At 61.5% G+C, this 17,489-nt stretch carries 19 protein-coding genes; 14 read left to right on the top strand and 5 right to left on the bottom strand.

The window, feature by feature from the left end; all coding sequences use genetic code 11:
• Nucleotides 1–72: 72 nt before the first annotated feature.
• From mpl to PQT43_RS20270, 3 genes are read left to right on the top strand one after another with little or no spacing between them, the layout of a single operon-like run.
• Nucleotides 73–1,422 carry a UDP-N-acetylmuramate:L-alanyl-gamma-D-glutamyl-meso-diaminopimelate ligase gene (gene mpl / locus PQT43_RS20280; protein ID WP_102882340.1) on the top strand — a complete coding sequence of 450 codons (1,350 nt, stop codon included), beginning with the start codon at nt 73–75 and terminating at the stop codon, nt 1,420–1,422.
• Entirely contained in the window at nt 1,419–2,051 is a 633-nt protein-coding gene (gene ubiX, locus PQT43_RS20275; RefSeq protein ID WP_102865334.1) for a flavin prenyltransferase UbiX, read from the top strand. Before mpl ends, ubiX begins: the two co-directional genes overlap by 4 nt.
• Entirely contained in the window at nt 2,044–2,331 is a 288-nt protein-coding gene (locus PQT43_RS20270) for a YceK/YidQ family lipoprotein (RefSeq protein ID WP_102865335.1), read from the top strand. The genes ubiX and PQT43_RS20270 overlap by 8 nt, the downstream gene beginning before the upstream one ends.
• 60 nt (nt 2,332–2,391) lie before the next feature.
• Here the strand turns inward: PQT43_RS20270 and PQT43_RS20265 are convergent, their stop codons facing one another.
• The 3 genes from PQT43_RS20265 to PQT43_RS20255 all read right to left on the bottom strand — a co-directional run bounded on the left by PQT43_RS20265 (nt 2,392) and on the right by PQT43_RS20255 (nt 5,339).
• Complete coding sequence (locus PQT43_RS20265; protein WP_102865336.1) at nt 2,392–3,033, bottom strand: oxidoreductase; 642 nt, start codon at nt 3,031–3,033, stop codon at nt 2,392–2,394.
• Between the two features lie 28 nt (nt 3,034–3,061).
• A complete protein-coding gene (locus tag PQT43_RS20260; protein WP_110652037.1) occupies nt 3,062–4,780 on the bottom strand; it encodes a C13 family peptidase in 1,719 nt (572 codons plus the stop codon).
• 103 nt (nt 4,781–4,883) lie between these two features.
• Complete coding sequence (locus PQT43_RS20255; protein WP_102865338.1) at nt 4,884–5,339, bottom strand: MaoC family dehydratase; 456 nt, start codon at nt 5,337–5,339, stop codon at nt 4,884–4,886.
• Nucleotides 5,340–5,517: 178 nt separating this feature from the next.
• On the opposite strand from PQT43_RS20255, the gene PQT43_RS20250 reads away from it, so the two are divergent.
• From PQT43_RS20250 to PQT43_RS20240, 3 genes are read left to right on the top strand one after another with little or no spacing between them, the layout of a single operon-like run.
• Complete coding sequence (locus PQT43_RS20250) at nt 5,518–5,880, top strand: CidA/LrgA family protein (RefSeq protein WP_110596251.1); 363 nt, start codon at nt 5,518–5,520, stop codon at nt 5,878–5,880.
• Nucleotides 5,877–6,593 (top strand): LrgB family protein, encoded by a 717-nt coding sequence (locus PQT43_RS20245; RefSeq protein ID WP_102882337.1) that lies wholly within the window; start codon nt 5,877–5,879, stop codon nt 6,591–6,593. The genes PQT43_RS20250 and PQT43_RS20245 overlap by 4 nt, the downstream gene beginning before the upstream one ends.
• Nucleotides 6,594–6,603: 10 nt before the next feature.
• Nucleotides 6,604–7,194, top strand: coding sequence for an LON peptidase substrate-binding domain-containing protein (locus PQT43_RS20240; RefSeq protein WP_102865341.1), 591 nt, complete (start codon nt 6,604–6,606; stop codon nt 7,192–7,194).
• A 43-nt stretch (nt 7,195–7,237) separates the two neighbouring features.
• Here the strand turns inward: PQT43_RS20240 and PQT43_RS20235 are convergent, their stop codons facing one another.
• Nucleotides 7,238–8,554 (bottom strand): bifunctional DedA family/phosphatase PAP2 family protein, encoded by a 1,317-nt coding sequence (locus tag PQT43_RS20235; protein WP_272754491.1) that lies wholly within the window; start codon nt 8,552–8,554, stop codon nt 7,238–7,240.
• A gap of 47 nt (nt 8,555–8,601) precedes the next feature.
• Nucleotides 8,602–9,288, bottom strand: a complete 687-nt coding sequence (locus PQT43_RS20230; RefSeq protein ID WP_110652038.1) for a DNA-3-methyladenine glycosylase — start codon at nt 9,286–9,288, stop codon at nt 8,602–8,604.
• A gap of 175 nt (nt 9,289–9,463) precedes the next feature.
• Between PQT43_RS20230 and PQT43_RS20225 the strand changes: the two genes are divergently transcribed.
• The 8 genes from PQT43_RS20225 to PQT43_RS20190 are packed head-to-tail and all read left to right on the top strand — an operon-like array spanning nt 9,464 to nt 17,405.
• Complete coding sequence (locus PQT43_RS20225; protein ID WP_102865344.1) at nt 9,464–10,729, top strand: glutamate-5-semialdehyde dehydrogenase; 1,266 nt, start codon at nt 9,464–9,466, stop codon at nt 10,727–10,729.
• A complete protein-coding gene (gene nadD / locus PQT43_RS20220) occupies nt 10,729–11,373 on the top strand; it encodes a nicotinate-nucleotide adenylyltransferase (RefSeq protein ID WP_102865345.1) in 645 nt (214 codons plus the stop codon). The genes PQT43_RS20225 and nadD overlap by 1 nt, the downstream gene beginning before the upstream one ends.
• A 60-nt stretch (nt 11,374–11,433) precedes the next feature.
• Nucleotides 11,434–11,856, top strand: coding sequence for a ribosome silencing factor (gene rsfS / locus PQT43_RS20215; protein ID WP_267268966.1), 423 nt, complete (start codon nt 11,434–11,436; stop codon nt 11,854–11,856).
• A 9-nt stretch (nt 11,857–11,865) separates the two neighbouring features.
• Entirely contained in the window at nt 11,866–12,333 is a 468-nt protein-coding gene (rlmH, locus tag PQT43_RS20210) for a 23S rRNA (pseudouridine(1915)-N(3))-methyltransferase RlmH (protein WP_011063671.1), read from the top strand.
• A gap of 12 nt (nt 12,334–12,345) precedes the next feature.
• Nucleotides 12,346–14,241, top strand: coding sequence for a penicillin-binding protein 2 (gene mrdA / locus PQT43_RS20205; protein ID WP_102865346.1), 1,896 nt, complete (start codon nt 12,346–12,348; stop codon nt 14,239–14,241).
• Nucleotides 14,242–14,272: 31 nt separating this feature from the next.
• Nucleotides 14,273–15,376 carry a rod shape-determining protein RodA gene (gene rodA / locus PQT43_RS20200; RefSeq protein WP_102865347.1) on the top strand — a complete coding sequence of 368 codons (1,104 nt, stop codon included), beginning with the start codon at nt 14,273–14,275 and terminating at the stop codon, nt 15,374–15,376.
• A 5-nt stretch (nt 15,377–15,381) separates the two neighbouring features.
• A complete protein-coding gene (mltB, locus tag PQT43_RS20195) occupies nt 15,382–16,404 on the top strand; it encodes a lytic murein transglycosylase B (protein ID WP_371826211.1) in 1,023 nt (340 codons plus the stop codon).
• On the top strand, nt 16,404–17,405 hold the full coding sequence (locus tag PQT43_RS20190) for a septal ring lytic transglycosylase RlpA family protein (RefSeq protein WP_110596248.1): 1,002 nt from the start codon (nt 16,404–16,406) through the stop codon (nt 17,403–17,405). Before mltB ends, PQT43_RS20190 begins: the two co-directional genes overlap by 1 nt.
• Nucleotides 17,406–17,489: the final 84 nt, after the last annotated feature.

Raw genomic sequence — 17,489 nt, 5'->3', positions numbered from 1 at the left:
CTCCCGGTCAGCTAATGGGTGCGATTTGCAGCCCTCTAGGCTAACCTGCGCCGATGTTTTATGAGGTCGACTATGCACATCCATATTCTCGGTATCTGCGGCACTTTCATGGGCTCGATGGCGGTTCTGGCTAAAGAACTGGGCCATCACGTCACCGGCTCCGACGCTAACGTCTATCCCCCCATGAGCACCCAGCTGCAAGCCCAGGGCATCGAGCTGACTCAAGGCTATGACCCGGCCCAGCTGGACCCTGCTCCGGATCTGGTGGTGATCGGCAATGCCATGTCCCGGGGCAACCCGGCCGTGGAATATGTGCTGAACAAAGGCCTGCCCTATGTTTCCGGCCCGCAGTGGTTGGCGGACCATGTCCTGCAAGGGCGCTGGGTCTTGGCGGTAGCCGGCACCCACGGCAAGACCACCACCAGCAGCATGCTGGCCTGGGTACTGGAGCATGCCGGCATGAGCCCGGGCTTCCTGATTGGTGGGGTGCCGCAGAATTTCGCCGTTTCGGCCCGCCTGGGCGGCACACCGTTCTTCGTGATCGAGGCCGATGAGTACGACAGCGCGTTCTTCGACAAGCGCTCGAAGTTTGTCCACTACCGCCCGCGCACGGCGATCCTCAATAACCTTGAGTTTGACCATGCGGACATCTTCCCTGACCTGGCAGCCATCGAGCGGCAGTTCCACCATCTGGTGCGGACCATCCCCAGCGAAGGCCTGGTGATTCATCCCACCACCGAACCGGCCTTGCAGCGGGTCATCGAGATGGGCTGCTGGACGCCGGTGCAGACCACCGGTGCCGGTGGTCAGTGGCAGGTCAAGTTGCTCAGTGCCGACGGTTCGGCCTTTGAAGTGATGTTCGAGGGTGTGAGCCAGGGCGTGGTGGAGTGGGAACTGACCGGGCAGCACAACGTGGCCAATGCCCTGGCGACGCTGGCCGCTGCTCGTCATGTTGGCGTGGTGCCGTCGATGGGCATTGCTGGCCTGAGTGCGTTCAAGAGCGTGAAGCGCCGCATGGAGAAGGTCGCCGAAGTGCATGGCGTGACCATCTACGATGACTTCGCCCACCACCCGACGGCCATCGCCACCACCCTGGACGGCCTGCGCAAGCGGGTCGGCGACGCACCGGTGATTGCCATCATCGAGCCGCGCTCCAACTCCATGAAGCTTGGCGCCCACCGTGATGGGCTGCCGGAAAGCGTCAACCAGGCCGATCAGGTGATCTGGTACGCACCGGCCAACCTGGGCTGGGACCTGGCGGCAACGGCGGCTTTGTGTTCGGTGCCATCGATTGTCAGCGACTCTCTGGAAGGCATCATCGAACGGGTGAAAAGCCAGGCCAAGCCGGGCACCCAGGTGGTGATCATGAGTAACGGCGGCTTCGGCGGCCTGCACGGCAAACTGGCCGAGGCACTGCAATGAGCAACGGCCCGGAACGCATCACCCTGGCCATGACCGGTGCCTCGGGCGCCCAGTACGGTTTGCGCTTGCTGGATTGCCTGGTGCGTGAGGATCGGGAAGTGCACTTCCTGATCTCAAAGGCTGCGCAGTTGGTCATGGCCACGGAAACCGATGTGACCCTGCCGCCCAAGCCGCAGATGATGCAGGCCTTTCTCACCGAGTACACCGGTGCGGCGGCGGGGCAGATCCGGGTGTACGGCAAGGAAGACTGGATGTCGCCGGTAGCCTCGGGTTCCGGCTCGCCGGCGGCGATGGTGGTGGTGCCTTGCTCCACCGGCACCTTGTCGGCGATTGCTACCGGGGCTTGCAATAACCTGATCGAACGGGCTGCGGACGTGACCCTCAAGGAGCGCCGGCAGTTGATTCTGGTGCCTCGCGAGGCACCCTACTCCAGCATTCATCTGGAGCACATGCTCAAGTTGTCGAACATGGGCGTGACTATCCTGCCGGCCTCGCCGGGTTTCTATCATCAGCCGCAGACCATCGATGACCTGGTGGACTTCGTCGTAGCGCGGATTCTCAATCTGCTGAACATTCCCCAGGACATGTTGCCGCGCTGGGGCGAGCATCATTTGAGCAGCGATGAATAAATCCCTGCTGATGCTGCTGGCTGCCCTGCAGCTGGGGGGCTGTGCCACGGTCCGCACCTTGAACGCCGCACAACCTGGGGCACCGGTGGTGTATTCGGGGACGCGCCTGGATCTTTATGCCATGCAGGGTGGTTGCTGTGCCATGGACCGCTTTGGCGCCGAGGCACCGAGCTATCCAGGAGTAGACCTGCCGGCCAGTGCCTTGCTCGATACGCTGTTGCTGCCGTTGTCGGTGCTGACAGTGTTGGGGGTGGGGTTTCAGGCAACGGGTGGGTTGTAGTGTTAGTCGGCAAGCCGGCTCCTGCAGCTATGTGCAGGAACCGGCTTGCCGGCGAGTGCTTCATTTACCTAGCTTGCGCAACTCATCGGATTCGACGACCCGAGTGCCGCTTTGCTCTTCCAGGGCCAACCGCCACATGGCGCGTGCCAACTGACAGGCTTCGATGCCGTGGTACTTGCCCGGGATCAGTCGCGACAACGGGCCGGCCAGTTGTTCGGTCAGGCGCGGTTCGATCCGGTCTCCCAGCAGCAGTGACGGCCGGCAAATGGTCAGCTGTGGCCAGCCCTGCTGTTTAAGGGCCTCTTCCATTTCACCTTTGACCCGGTTGTAGAAAATCGATGACTTGGGGTCGGCGCCCAGGGCGCTGACCACTATCAGGTGCCGCGCGCCCATTTCCAGGGCGCGTTTGCCGAAGGCCACCACCATGTCCAGGTCCACGGCGCGAAAGGCTGCTTCAGAACCCGCCTGCTTGATGGTGGTGCCCAGGCAGCAGAAGGCGATCTCCACCTTGCCGCTTAGTTGCGGCAGAAACACCGCCGGATCGCCGACGGGGTTCTCCAGGCGTGGGTGCTTGCTTAGCGGGCGTCTGCTGGGTGCCAGAACACGAATGATGGTGGGCTCGTTGAGCAGGCGATCGAGTAGATGCTCTCCGGTTAGTCCGGAGGCGCCGGCGAGCAGGATATGCTGAGGCGTCAAGTACATAGTCATTCCCCCTTGATACTGTTTCAGCTTAGTTGCTCTGTGCTTCCTTGCTGCCTATAGAGACACTTTGCAGCGCTTTTCGTGCCTGCTGTTTGCGCAATTGTTGCCAATGCGCGATGACGCCTTTGGGGGCCCAGATCTGTGGTTCTGACGCTTCGAAACCATCAGCCTGTTCACGTTCGGCCACTGTCGCCCGGGCCAGCTTGAAGGCGTGCTCCAGGTCATCGGTCTGGTTCAGTGCCTGGGCGAATAAAGCATCGCCGAAGTAGGTGAAGTCGGCTTCTTCGGAACAGCCGAAAGACACCCGGTCGGCCTGGGAGGCGGTCATGATCAGGGTTCGTTCGTCCTTGAGCGCAGGGATGAAACCGCCCGAGTAGCAGGACGAGATGACAATGATCTTGTCGCGGTTTTTCAGGGGGGCCAAGGCGATGGCCAGTTCATCGGCTGGTAGGTCGGTCAACTCCATGCGCGGCTGATCCAGCACCAGTTCGTGCTCGCTGGTGCCATGGCTGGTGAGGTAGATGAACACCAGGTCTTCGGGGCCGCTGCGTTCGGCCAGGGTCTGTGCGGCGCGGCGCAGGTTCTCCCGGGTGGCCATGGGCCGGTTCATCAGGTGGTCCCGGTGGTTGACCAGGCGGATCTGACCGTAGGCGCCGAAGCGGCTCGCGAGCATGTTGCTGACGTAGTCGGCTTCGCGCAGGAAGACGCTCTGCTTGCCGTCGCCGGCCAGGGTCAGGCTATAGAGTTCGATGGTTGGGCTTGAGGCAGGTACCGCATCGAGGGCCTCCTTGAGCAGGCGACCCTGGACCAGCAGAGCAGTTTCCAATGGGTCCGGCAGTAGTTTGCCGTCGGCGTCGCGAACCCGCATGCCATTGCTCCAGACACCGCTTTGCACGCTGCCATCGCGCAGCACCAGCACACCGTGGCCCTGGTAGTTGTCGCTGTCGAAGCCGCCGATGTAGAAGCTGCCGTCACTGAGGTTCAGTCGTCCTTCGCCGCTGAAGCGCCAGTCGCTGAAGGTGCCGACATAATGGCTGCCATCGGCGCCGATCAGCTCGCCCTTGCCACCCAGGGCACCTTCCTTGAACTGGCCGATCCAGACGTCGCCGTCGGAGTTTTCGTAGCGGCCCTTGCCATTGAGCTGGTTGTGTTTGAAACCACCGACATAAATGTCACCTTCGGCGCTGTTGAAGGTGCCGTTGCCTTCCAGTTGGCCGTTGACGAAGTTGCCGCTGAACTGGTTGCCGCTGGCATCGCTGCGCTGGCCTTCGCCATTGGGCTTGCCCTTGGCGAATTGCCCCTGGTACTGGCTGCCGTCCTCCAGTTCCAGGCGGCCCAGGCCCGAGTACAGGTCGGCCTTGAACTCGCCGCGATAGGTCATGCCGTCTTCTTTGAGGGTGCCTTCGCCGTCCCGGCGGCCTAGTTTGAAGCCGCCGCTGTAGCTGCTGTCCTTGGTGGTCAGGGTGCCTTGTCCGTGGAACAGCCCTTGCTGGAACTGGCCGCGATAGACCTCGCCATTGCTGCCATGCCATTCGCCCTGGCCATGCCATTGGCCCTTGTCGAACTGGCCGGCGTACCAGCTGCCGTTGGGGTAGTCGATGCGTCCCTGTCCCTGGAGCAGGCCATTGACCAGGTCGCCGCGATAGCGCCCGCCGTCGGGCAGTCGGGCATCGGGCGGCAACAGCGATTCGCCGTCTCCGCAAGCGCTGAGCAAGAGAGTCAAGACCAGGGGTACAAGTGGGCGCATAACGGGTTCCGGATAATTAGGGGACCGAGTATGCCGCAGCGGTGTGACTTATATATAGAGAGGTTGAGCGAAACAGCATGAGCTGTTTCGCATCAGGGACATTTCAGACGAAGCAGAGCGAAAGAGGCTCAGCGATATAGGCAGGTTTTTCCTCGCCGTCGATTTCCAGGGTGGCCGTGGCCTTGAGCAGCCATTGGCCGGGCTTCTTCTCGGTGACGTCGGTCAGTTCGACCTTGAGACGCACCTTGGAGTCGACTTTCACCGGCTGGATGAAGCGCACGCTGTCCAGGCCATAGTTGACCACCATCTTCAGGCCCTCGGGCAGCACGAGGATGTCTTCCATCAGTTTGGGGATCAGCGACAGGGTCAGGAACCCATGGGCGATGGTGGTGCCGAACGGCGTTTTCGCTGCCTTGACCGGGTCCACGTGAATGAACTGGAAGTCGCCAGTGGCTTCGGCGAACAGGTTGATACGCTCCTGGTCAATGGTGAGCCACGCGGAACGTCCGAGTTCCTTCCCGACATAATCTTTGAGCTCTGCAACAGGAACATAGGGCATTGAGACTCTCCTTGGTTCAACGATTTTTTAGTATTCGACCCAGTGCTTTGTGGTCTGAAGTATCCACTTTAGATCATCATGGCGATCCTTCCCGGTAAACATCCATGCTTTTGGCGAATGCCGGTTCATAGCGCCTGCGTGCTTATAATGCGCCACGGGATCTGGCTGGAGAGGCGGTATGTTGTTACGCGGTTTGACATGGCTGGTGCTGTTCCAATTGCTCGGCACGGCGCTCAATCATCTGCTGTTGCCCGTACTTCCCGGGCCGATCATCGGCCTGTTGTTGCTGCTGGTTTTTCTGGTGGTGCGCGGCGAAGTGGGCGAGCCGTTGAACCTGGCAGCCAGCAGTTTGCTGCGATACCTGCCGCTGTTACTGGTGCCGCCTGCGGTCGGAGTGATGGTCTATGCCCGTGATATTGCCGCGGACTTCTGGGCGATCAGTGGCGCGCTGGTGCTGTCTCTGGTGATCTCCATGGCCTTTGTCGGTGTGCTGATGCAGCGCCTGGTCAAGCGCCAGTCCCGCCGGGAGGACAGTCAATGAGTGTTGATTGGCAAGGCGCCTGGGCGGCGGTGATTCACCATCCGCTGTTCGGCATCGGCATCACCCTGGGCGCCTACCAGTTGGTGCTGGCGGCCTTTGAGAAAACTCGCTGGATGTTCCTGCAGCCGGTACTGGTGTCCATGCTGCTGGTGATCGGTGTGCTGCTCGGCTGTGGTTTGAGTTATGCGGAGTACCGCAAGAGCACCGAGATTCTGAGCATTCTGCTGGGCCCTGCCACGGTGGCCCTGGCGGTGCCCCTGTACCTCAACTTGCGGCGCATCCGCCAATTGTTCTGGCCGATATTGACTACGCTGGTGGTGGGCGGGGTGCTGGCCACCAGCCTGGGGGTACTGCTGGGGTGGTGGTTCGGTGCTGAGCACATGATCCTCATGACCATGGCACCCAAGTCGGTGACTTCGCCGATCGCTATGCTGGTGGCCGAGCAGATTGGTGGCGTCGCGGCTCTGGCGGCGGTGTTCGTGCTGATTACCGGGGTGATCGGGGCGATCTTCGGCCCGAGTATCCTCGACCGCCTGGGCGTTCATGGGCCTGAGGCGCGAGGCATGGCCCTGGGCATGACCGCCCATGCGGTGGGCACTTCGGTGGCCTTGCAGGAGAGTGAGGAGTGCGGCGCCTTTGCCGCGCTGGCCATGAGTCTGATGGGCGTGGCCACGGCGGTACTGCTGCCGTTGGCGGTGTCTTTGCTGGTTTAAGGATGGGTGTATGAGCCTGGCGCTGTTTCCTTTGAATACCGTGCTGTTCCCTGACTGCATCCTCGATCTGCAGATTTTCGAGGCGCGCTACCTGGACATGATCGGCCGCTGCATGAAGCAGGGTTGCGGCTTCGGAGTGGTGTGCATCCTGGAGGGCGAGGAGGTCGGTACGGCCGCGCCAGGCTATGCCCTGGTGGGTTGCGAAGCACTGATTACCGACTTTCACCAGCAGGACAATGGACTGCTGGGAATCAGGGTCAAGGGTGGTCGACGCTTCCGCGTGCTGGAGAGCGAAGTGCAGAAAGACCAACTGACGGTGGCCCAGGTCCAGTGGCTGGCGGAGGCTGCGGAGCAACCATTGCAGGATGAGGACGCAGACCTGATCGCGCTGCTCAAGGCTCTGGCCGAGCATCCGATGGTGGAGGCCCTGGACATGGGCAGCGAGGCCCAGGGGCAATTGTCCCTGGCCAATCAGCTGGCCTACCTGTTGCCCTTTTCCGAGCAGGACAAGATCGACCTGCTGCAACTGGATGATCCGCAGCAGCGTCTCGATGCCATCCAGCAACTGCTGGATGAACTGCAGGGCGAGCTCTTCGCCTGAGTCCTGAACCTCTAGCGGCAGCTACGGGTTGCCGCTTGCACGCTTAATAGGCGTATCGCAGCAGGGCGTGAGGCAGATGCCGTGTCGCCATGAACCCGCACATCAACAGCATGACTGGCAGTAGCAGCCACCAGACCTTGGCCGACATCGGCTTGAGCGATTCTTGCCATTGAATCAGGGTCAGGCTGGCGGCGCAGACACAGGTCGCGAGCATGGCGCCGGCGAGAATGTCGGTTGGCCAATGGGCCCCCAAGTAGACCCGGGACAAGGCAATGGATGCCGCCGGCAGGCAGCCCAGCAGCAGCCAGGTCAGGCGCATTCGTGGTGGTTGGCCACGGCCTGCCAATACCGCCAGGGTCAGGAACAGGGCGAAGGAGCCAGAAGAGTGCCCGCTGGGCATGCTGAAACTGGTGAGGGGCTCGGTCAGGACCTCGGGACGTACCCGCGCAAAGAACCATTTGCTGCCAGTGTTGGCCAGTGCAGTGCACATCAGGGTGGCACCGGCGAACACGGCGTGACGCCATTGGCGCAGGGCCAGAAGCAGCAGGGTCAGTACCGCGCTGATGATGAACATGGCGCGAAACTCGCCGATCTGGGTGACCATCACCATGATCTTGTCCAGGGTCGGGTTCCGGTGTTCCTGCACCAGGGCGATCAGCCCCTGGTCGAACTGCGTGAGATAGGGGTAACCGATGAACAGCCCTGCCAGGATCAACAGGCTCAGGCCGGACATCAGCAGGGTAGCCCGACGATGGCGACGCAGGCTGCTGGCAACGCTCAAGCCGATCAGTATTGCGAGGCTGCCGGCCACGACACCGGCTTGTGGCCAGAAGCCTTCGGGCAGCGGCAGGCGAATCGCCGCACCCGTGGCCCAGCCTGGCAGCAGGTAAGCCACCGACCAGCCCGCGGCAGCCAGCAGGCTGACGGCGAAAAATCGTACAAATGGCATGTCGAACATGCCGGCAACCATTGGCAACATTGGCCGCAGCGGGCCGATGAAGCGTCCTACCAGCAGACTGGCGATGCCGTAACGCTGAAAATAGGCTTCGGCGCCGTTGATCCATTCCGGATGATGGCGCAGTCCTGGCAGGCGCCGGATGCTCTGGTGAAAGTGACGCCCCAGCAGGTAGGACACCAGATCCCCGAGCAAACCGCCGAACAACCCCAGAAGCAGGGTTTCTCCCAGTGACAACGCGCCGTTGCCCGCCAGCACGGCAATCGCGAACAGCAGCACCGTTCCCGGAACAATCAGGCCGGCAATGGCCAGGCACTCCACGCAGGCCACAATAAATACAGCGGCGGCCAGCCACTGCGGGTTGGTGGTCAGCCAGGCGGTCACGCTGTCGAGCCATGGGCCCATAATTTCAACTCCATTGTCAGTGTCTGGCGGGTACGGGGTTGCGCTAATCAGTCGAGGATCAGGTAGTCGCGACCTTCGACTTGGCCACGGCGCAGCGGGTTCCGTGTGCAGTAGGGCGCATAGGCGGCATCGACGAAGCGGTACATCAGGTGTTCGTCACGACCGCGGGGGATACCCAGGCGGGTGGTCTGGATGATGTGCGGCACTGCGCTGCCGACGTCCTCGACGAAAAGGGTTTCGTGATCGAAGCGCTTTGCATCCCAGACTGGGACTTTCAAGCCCATGGCCTTGCATAGCAGGGTCTGGCCGGCGCAGAGCTTTTGCGAGGGGCGCGGCCGGCCGCTGGCGTCCGGGTTGTTCAGCAGCATCTGCGCCAGGCTGGCCGGGCCGGAGACGGCGTCGACCCAGGGATAGGCGGACTTGATCAGTACCGCATTGCCGGGGCCCTGGGCGCTGAAGTTCAGCGAGTCGCCACCGCGTGCGTAATACATATAGATGTGGCCGCCATCGAGAAACAAAGCCTTACGTTTTTCTGTGTAGCCGAGGGAGGCGTGGCTGCCTTTTTCCTCGCAGTAATAGGCTTCGGTTTCGATAATGCGCGCGGATAACCACAGCTCGCCGACTTTATGGCGAATGACTTTGCCCAGCAGTTCACGGGCCAAAAGCTCGGCGTCACGGTCGAAAAAGCCGTCAGGCAAGGCTTTGGGCGGGTTCGCAGAGGTCAGGATGGACATGGTGACGAGGGTTATGGCGGAAAAAGTGACGTAATGGTAACAACTCCAGGCTTAATTCAGGCTGAACTGCGGGTATTTACACTCCATTTCGACCATCCGCCCGTGACCGCTGTCCGTGAACGGGCGCGACAGCTATAATCAGCCGCTTTCCTCTTTGCCAAGACCACACCAGACCATGACTGAGTCCGTTCTTGACTACATGACCCGTTTGGGTCGCGCTGCCCGCCAAGCTTCCCGGGTGATCGCCCGTGCCACCACTGCGCAGAAGAACCGTGCGCTGTTGGCGGCTGCCGATGCCTTGGACGCTGCGCGACCGGAGCTGACCGCAGCCAACGAGCAGGACCTGGCCAACGGCCGGGCCAATGGTCTGGAACCGGCTCTGCTGGATCGTCTGGCGCTGACTCCAGCGCGTATCGATGAAATGATCGAAGGCCTGCGTCAGGTGGCCAAGCTGCCTGACCCCATCGGTGAAATCCGCGACATGCGCTACCTGCCTTCGGGCATCCAGGTGGGCAAGATGCGTGTGCCCCTGGGCGTGATCGGCATCATCTACGAGTCCCGTCCGAACGTGACCATCGATGCTGCCAGCCTGTGTCTGAAGTCTGGCAACGCCACCATCCTGCGGGGTGGTTCCGAGGCCATTCATTCCAACCGTGCCATTGCCACCTGCATTCAGCAGGGATTGGCGGCTGCCGATTTGCCGCCTCACGTGGTGCAAGTGGTGGAAACCACTGATCGCGCCGCGGTGGGCGCGCTGATCACCATGCCCGAGTTTGTCGACGTAATTGTGCCTCGTGGCGGCAAGAGCCTGATCGAGCGGGTCAGCCGCGATGCCAAAGTGCCGGTGATCAAGCACCTGGATGGCGTCTGCCACGTGTATATCGATGTGGCGGCGGACCTGGACAAGGCGATTCGTATTGCCGATAACGCCAAGACCCAGCGCTACGCGCCGTGCAACACCATGGAAACCTTGCTGGTTCACGCCGCCATTGCCGAGCGCGTATTGCCGCCATTGGCTGCGATCTATCGCGACAAGGGCGTCGAGTTGCGTGGCTGCGAGCAAACCCGAGGAATTCTTGGCGCCGATGTGCTGCAAGCGACCGAAGAAGACTGGCGTACCGAGTACACCGCGCCGATCCTCTCGATCCGGGTGCTGGACAACCTGGAACAGGCCATCGAGCACATCAACACCTACGGCTCGCACCATACTGACTCCATCGTCACCGAGAACTTCAGTGACGCTCGGCGCTTCCTCAATGAAGTGGATTCCAGTTCGGTCATGGTCAATGCCTCTACGCGCTTTGCCGACGGTTTCGAATATGGCCTGGGCGCTGAGATCGGCATTTCTACCGACAAGCTGCACGCCCGTGGCCCGGTGGGCCTGGAAGGCTTGACCAGCGAGAAGTATGTGGTTTTCGGCGACGGTCACGTGCGCACTTGATGGGCAAACGTATCGGTCTGCTGGGCGGCACCTTCGATCCAGTGCATATCGGCCACTTGCGTGGTGCGCTGGAGGTGGCTGAATCCATGCAACTCGATGAGCTGCGCCTGACACCCAGTGCCAGGCCGCCGCATCGGGATACACCGCAGGTGTCGGCGCTCGATCGTCTGGCGATGGTCGAATATGCGGTGGCGGGCGTTTCACCCCTGGTGGTGGACGACCGTGAGCTGAAACGGGACAAGCCGTCCTACACCATCGACACCCTGGAGCAGATGCGGGCCGAGTTGGCCGCGGATGACCAGTTGTTTCTGTTACTGGGCTGGGACGCGTTTTGCGGCCTGCCCACCTGGCATCGTTGGGAAGAATTACTCCAGCATTGCCACATCCTGGTGCTGCAACGCCCGGATGCCGACAGCGAGCCACCGGATGCCTTGCGCAACCTGTTGGCGGCGCGCTCGGTGAGCGACCCACTGGCCCTGCAAGGGCCGGGGGGACACATTGCATTCGTCTGGCAGACGCCGCTTGCGGTGTCCGCCACCCAGATCCGTCAACTGCTGGCCAGCGGTAAGTCGGTACGTTTCCTGGTGCCTGACGCGGTCCTGGCCTATATCGATGCTCACGGACTTTACCGTGCGCCGAACTGAGGGAACGCTGCCGGCCTGTGCTGAGCGGCGCTCCAAACATACGAGCTGAACGAGTTTTATATGACTAACCAAGTAATGAAAGGCGAAGAGCTGGTCAAGGTGGCTGTTGCCGCGCTGGAAGACGTCAAGGCCCAGGATGTCCTGGTGATCGATGTTCGCGACAAGCAAAGCATCACTGACTACATGATCATCGCCACCGGTACCTCCAATCGCCAGATCGGCGCGATGCTGGAAAAGGTCCGCGAAATGGTCAAGGCCCAGGGCGTGCGTCCGCTGGGTGAAGAAGGCAAGGGCGACAGCGACTGGGTGCTGCTGGACCTGGACGATGTGATCGTGCACATGATGACTGCCTCGGCTCGTCAGTTCTATGACCTGGAGCGTCTGTGGCAGGGCGCCGAGCAGAGCCGCGCGGCCGATGGCAAGCACCACAGCCCAGAGCATGGCCACGAGCACTTCACCAAGCTCAACAAAGACCAGCAATAAGGGACCGCTGTGCGCCTGCGTCTGATCGCTGTTGGTTCACGCATGCCCAAGTGGGTGGAAGAGGGTTGGCACGAGTATGCCAAGCGTCTGCCCTCCGAGCTGGCGCTGGAACTGGTGGAAATTCCGCTCAATACCCGGGGCAAGAACGCCGACGTGGCTCGCTTTATCCGTCAGGAAGGCGAAGCCATGCTGGCCAAGGTCGGGCATAACGAGCGCATCGTCACCCTCGAGGTGCACGGCAAACCCTGGAGCACCGAGCAGTTGGCGGTGGAACTGGATCGTTGGCGTCTCGATTCGCGCACCGTGAATTTCATGGTCGGCGGCCCGGAAGGGCTGGCGCCGGAAGTCTGTGCGCGAGCGGATCAGCGCTGGTCGCTGTCGCCGCTGACCTTGCCGCACCCGCTGGTGCGGATTCTCATCGGTGAACAGCTGTATCGCGCCTGGACCGTGTTGTCCGGGCACCCTTACCACAAGTAGCCCGCGCCCCTAATGTCCCAGCCGATCCGCATCAAGGACCACGAAAAAGACGCCCGTCTGGTGCGTAGCCGGGTCGTGTTCGGCGCCATTATGGTGGTCTGCCTGATTGGCGTGCTGATTGCCCGGCTGTATTACCTGCAGGTGATTCAGTACGACTATCACTCCACGCTGTCGGAGAACAATCGGGTGCATGTGCAGCCGATTCCTCCGACTCGCGGACTGATTTTTGACCGCAATGGCGTGGTAGTTGCTGATAACCGGCCCAGTTTCAGCCTGAGCATGACCCGCGAACGTTCCGGCAACTGGCAGCAGGTCCTCGATGTGATTGTCGAGGTGCTGGAACTGACCCCGGAAGACCGGGTGCTGTTCGAAAAGCGCATGAAACAGGGGCGGCGCCCTTTCGAACCGGTGCCGATCCTGTTCGAGTTGACGGAAGAGCAGATAGCCCGCATTGCGGTGAACCAGTTCCGTCTGCCCGGGGTGGAAGTGGTTGCGCAACTGGTCCGGCACTACCCGCAGGGCGCGCACTTTGCGCACTCCGTGGGCTATATGGGACGGATCAACGAGAAAGAGCTGAAGTCCCTGGACCCGGTGAACTACAGCGGCACCCACCATATCGGCAAGACTGGCATCGAACGTTTCTACGAGCCGGAATTGCATGGCCAGGTGGGTTACGAGGAAGTTGAAACCAACGCCCGTGGCCGAGTGCTGCGGGTGCTCAAGCGCACCGATCCGATTCCCGGCAAGGACATTGTCCTGAGCCTGGATATCAAGTTGCAGGAGGCCGCGGAGCTGGCTCTGGGCGGCCGCCGCGGTGCGGTGGTGGCGCTGGACCCGAGCACCGGTGAAGTTCTGGCGATGGTCAGCCAGCCAAGTTTCGATCCGAACCTGTTCGTCACCGGTATCAGCTTCAAGGCTTATGCCGAATTGCGTGATTCCATTGATCGGCCGCTGTTCAACCGGGTGCTGCGCGGTCTGTATCCACCGGGTTCGACCATCAAGCCGGCGGTGGCGATTGCCGGGCTGGATGCCGGGGTGGTGACGGCCTCGTCCCGCGTCTACGACCCGGGCTACTACCAACTGCCCAACTACGATCACAAGTACCGCAACTGGAACCGAAGCGGTGACGGTTATGTCGACCTGGACACCGCGATCATGCGGTCCAACGACACCTATTTCTATGACCTGGCCCACAAGCTGGGGATCGATCGGCTCTCGGCCTACATGACCAAGTTCGGCATCGGCCAGAAGGTCTCCCTGGACATGTTCGAGGAATCCCCCGGGCTGATGCCGACCCGCGAGTGGAAGCGCGCCACCCGGCGTCAGGCCTGGTTCCCGGGAGAAACCCTGATTCTCGGGATCGGCCAGGGCTACATGCAGTCGACGCCGTTGCAACTGGCCCAGGCGACCGCTCTGGTTGCCAGCAAGGGCAAGTGGAACCGACCGCACCTGGCCAAGAGCATCGAAGGCGAGAAGCCGGTGGATCACAACCCGATGCCGGACATCGTCCTGCGCGACCCGTCGGACTGGATGAGGGTCAATCACGGCATGCAGCAGGTGATGCACGGCGCCCGCGGCACTGCGCGCAAGGCTGCGGTTGGTTCGCAGTACCGGATTGCCGGCAAGAGTGGTACCGCCCAGGTGGTGGCGATCAAGCAGGGCGAGAAATACGACCGCTCCAAGGTTCAGGAGCGCCATCGCGACCACGCCCTGTTTGTCGGCTTCGCCCCGGCGGAAAACCCCAAGATCGTGGTTTCGGTCATGGTCGAGAACGGCGAGTCGGGCTCCGGCGTCGCGGCTCCCGTGGTGCGCCAGGTGATGGATGCCTGGCTTCTCGGCCAGGACGGCCAGCTCAAGCCTGAGTTCGCCAGCCCTATCAGCGCGGAGGCTACGGCCCGTGAAGAGTAATTTTGACCGCATCCTCTCCAGTGAGGATGTGATGCGCCGTCGTGCGACGCTGTTGCAGCGCCTGCATATCGATGGTCCCTTGCTGGTGTTGCTGTTGACGCTGGCCGCCGGCAGCCTGTTCGTGCTGTATTCCGCCAGTGGCAAGAGTTGGGATCTGCTGGCCAAGCAGGCCACGTCCTTCGGCATCGGCTTGGTGTCGATGATTGTCATCGCCCAGTTCGAGCCACGTTTCATGGCGCGCTGGGTGCCTCTGGGCTATGTGTTCGGCGTGGTGTTGCTGGTGGTGGTGGACGTCATGGGCCACAACGCCATGGGCGCGACCCGCTGGATCAACATTCCCGGGGTGATCCGCTTCCAGCCGTCGGAGTTCATGAAGATCATCATGCCGGCGACCATCGCCTGGTACTTGTCCAAGCGCACCTTGCCGCCCCATCTCAAGCATGTGGGGATCAGCCTGATACTGATCGGCATTCCGTTCATCCTGATTGTGCGTCAGCCGGACCTGGGCACCGCCCTGCTGATCCTGGCCGGTGGCGCCTTCGTGCTGTTCATGGGTGGCCTGCGCTGGCGCTGGATTCTGAGTGTGCTGGCGGCCGCGGTGCCGGTGGCCATCGCCATGTGGTTCTTCATCATGCATGACTACCAGAAACAGCGAATCCTGACTTTTCTCGACCCCGAGAGCGACCCCCTGGGCACGGGCTGGAACATTATCCAGTCCAAGGCGGCCATCGGTTCCGGCGGGGTTTTCGGCAAGGGTTGGCTGCTGGGTACGCAGTCGCACCTGGACTTTTTGCCGGAGAGCCACACCGACTTCATTATTGCGGTCATGGGCGAGGAGTTCGGCCTGGTGGGCATTTGTGCGCTGCTGCTGATCTACCTGCTGTTGATCGGGCGCGGGTTGGTGATCACCGCCCAGGCGCAGACGCTGTTCGGCAAGTTGCTCGCAGGCAGCCTGACCATGACGTTTTTTGTTTACGTTTTCGTCAACATCGGTATGGTCAGTGGCTTGTTGCCGGTAGTGGGGGTTCCGTTGCCGTTCATTAGCTACGGAGGAACTTCGCTGGTGACGCTACTGTCAGCGTTTGGGGTTTTGATGTCGATCCATACCCATCGCAAGTGGATCGCGCAGGTTTGATTAAGGTGAAGAATTCAATGCAAGTAATGCGTGGCTGGGCTGCTCGGCATGCGCCGTGGGTCGGCCTGGTAAGCATCCTTGGTGCAGCGCAACCCGCGTTCGCCGGTGATTACGAAGGTTCGCCGCAAGTGGCCGAATTCGTTGGCGAAATGACCCGGGACTATGGTTTTGCCGGGGAACAGCTGATGGGGGTGTTCCGCGAGGCCGAGCGCAAGCAATCGATTCTTGACGCCATTTCCCGGCCGGCCGAGCGGGTCAAGCAGTGGAAAGAATACCGGCCGATGTTCATCACCGACGCGCGCATTGCCCGCGGTGTGGATTTCTGGCGTCAGCATGAGGCGGTTCTGGCTCGCGCCGAGCAGGAATATGGCGTACCGGCCCAGGTCATAGTGTCGATTATCGGTGTTGAGACCTTTTTTGGGCGTAATACCGGCAATTACCGGGTGATCGATGCGTTATCTACCCTGGGCTTCGATTATCCGCCCCGTGCCGAATTCTTCCGCAAGGAACTGCGCGAGTTCCTGCTGCTGGTCCGTGAAGAGCAACTTGATCCCTTGAGCCTCAAGGGCTCCTACGCGGGAGCCATGGGGCTGCCGCAGTTCATGCCGAGCAGTTTTCGCGCCTATGCGGTGGACTTCGACGGTGATGGCCACATCAATATCTGGACCAACCCGGACGATGCCATCGGCAGCGTTGCCAGCTACTTCAAGCGTCATGGCTGGGTGGCCGGCGAGCCGGTGGTGAGTCGCGCCGACGTGCGTGGCGATCGCGTGGACGAAGGCTTGACCACAGGGATAGAGCCGACCAAGACGGTCGGGGAGTTGCGGGCCCTGGGCTGGTCGAGTCATGATGCGCTGCGCGATGATCTGCCGGTCACCGCTTTCCGTCTGGAAGGTGACAGTGGCCCGGAATACTGGATGGGCCTGAAGAACTTTTACGCGATCACTCGCTATAACCGCAGCGTGATGTATGCCATGGCCGTACATCAGTTGTCTGAACAACTGGTCCAAGCACGGGGCGTCAAGTAATGCTGGCAATGCCAATCCGCAAACCCCTGAAGCTGGTGGCTTTTGCCGCGTTGTCCTTGTTGTTGGTCAGTTGCTCGACGAGCCGCTCGCCGCAGCAGAAGTCCACGAGTGGCGTGCGCGCCATGCCGGGCCTGGACGTCAACCGTGCGCACAAGGATGGCGCGCCCTGGTGGGACGTCGACGTCTCGCGCATTCCCGATGCGACCCCGACCCTGCACACCGGCCCGTACAAGGCCAACCCCTATACGGTACTGGGCAAAACCTATTTCCCCATCCAGGAGTCCAAGAACTACGTGGCCTCCGGTACGGCGTCCTGGTACGGCACCAAGTTCCATGGTCAAAACACCGCCAATGGCGAGGTCTATGACCTGTACGGTATGAGTGCCGCACACAAGACCCTGCCCTTGCCCAGTTACGTGAAGGTCACCAACCTGGACAACAATCGCAGCGTGATCCTGCGGGTCAACGATCGTGGTCCGTTCTACTCTGACCGCATCATCGACCTGTCCTACGCGGCTGCAAAGAAGCTCGGTTATGCCGAGACCGGCACCGCTCGGGTCAAGGTCGAAGGCATCGATCCGCAGCAGTGGTGGGCCCAGCGTGGCCGTCCGGCGCCGTTGATGCTCAATGAGCCGCAAGTGGCGCAAAATAGCGCGCCGGTGATCACGGCTTCGGCCGGTACTGTCGAGCAATGGACGCCGCCGCCCCAGCAACACGCTGCCGCAGTGGTTCCCGTACAAGTTAAAAACACTCCTGCAGCCGCCTCAGGCCAGTATCTGCAGGTGGGGGCCTTCGCCAACCCGGACGCTGCGGAGCTGTTGAGGTCTAAATTGAGCAGCATGGTGAGCGCCCCGGTGTTCATCAGCTCGATCGTACGTAATCAGCAGACGCTGCATCGGGTACGCCTGGGGCCATTCGGCACGCCGGGTGAGGCTCAGCAAGCGCAGAACAGTGTGCGCTTGGCTAACCTTGGCCAGCCCAGCGTGGTCACTGCCGAGTAAGAAGATTGAAGGTCCGCTTGCGGTATTGGGGGGTGGACCCTGGTTGTTGGCTCGTCGAACAACAAAAGCCCGGCAAGGGTCAGT

It is taken from the genome of Pseudomonas sp. BLCC-B112 (assembly GCF_028550695.1).
In the GTDB taxonomy this organism is placed as follows: domain Bacteria; phylum Pseudomonadota; class Gammaproteobacteria; order Pseudomonadales; family Pseudomonadaceae; genus Aquipseudomonas; species Aquipseudomonas danubii.
The sequence above is the reverse complement of the archived record's forward strand: the minus strand, read 5'-3'. Positions and strand labels throughout refer to the sequence as shown.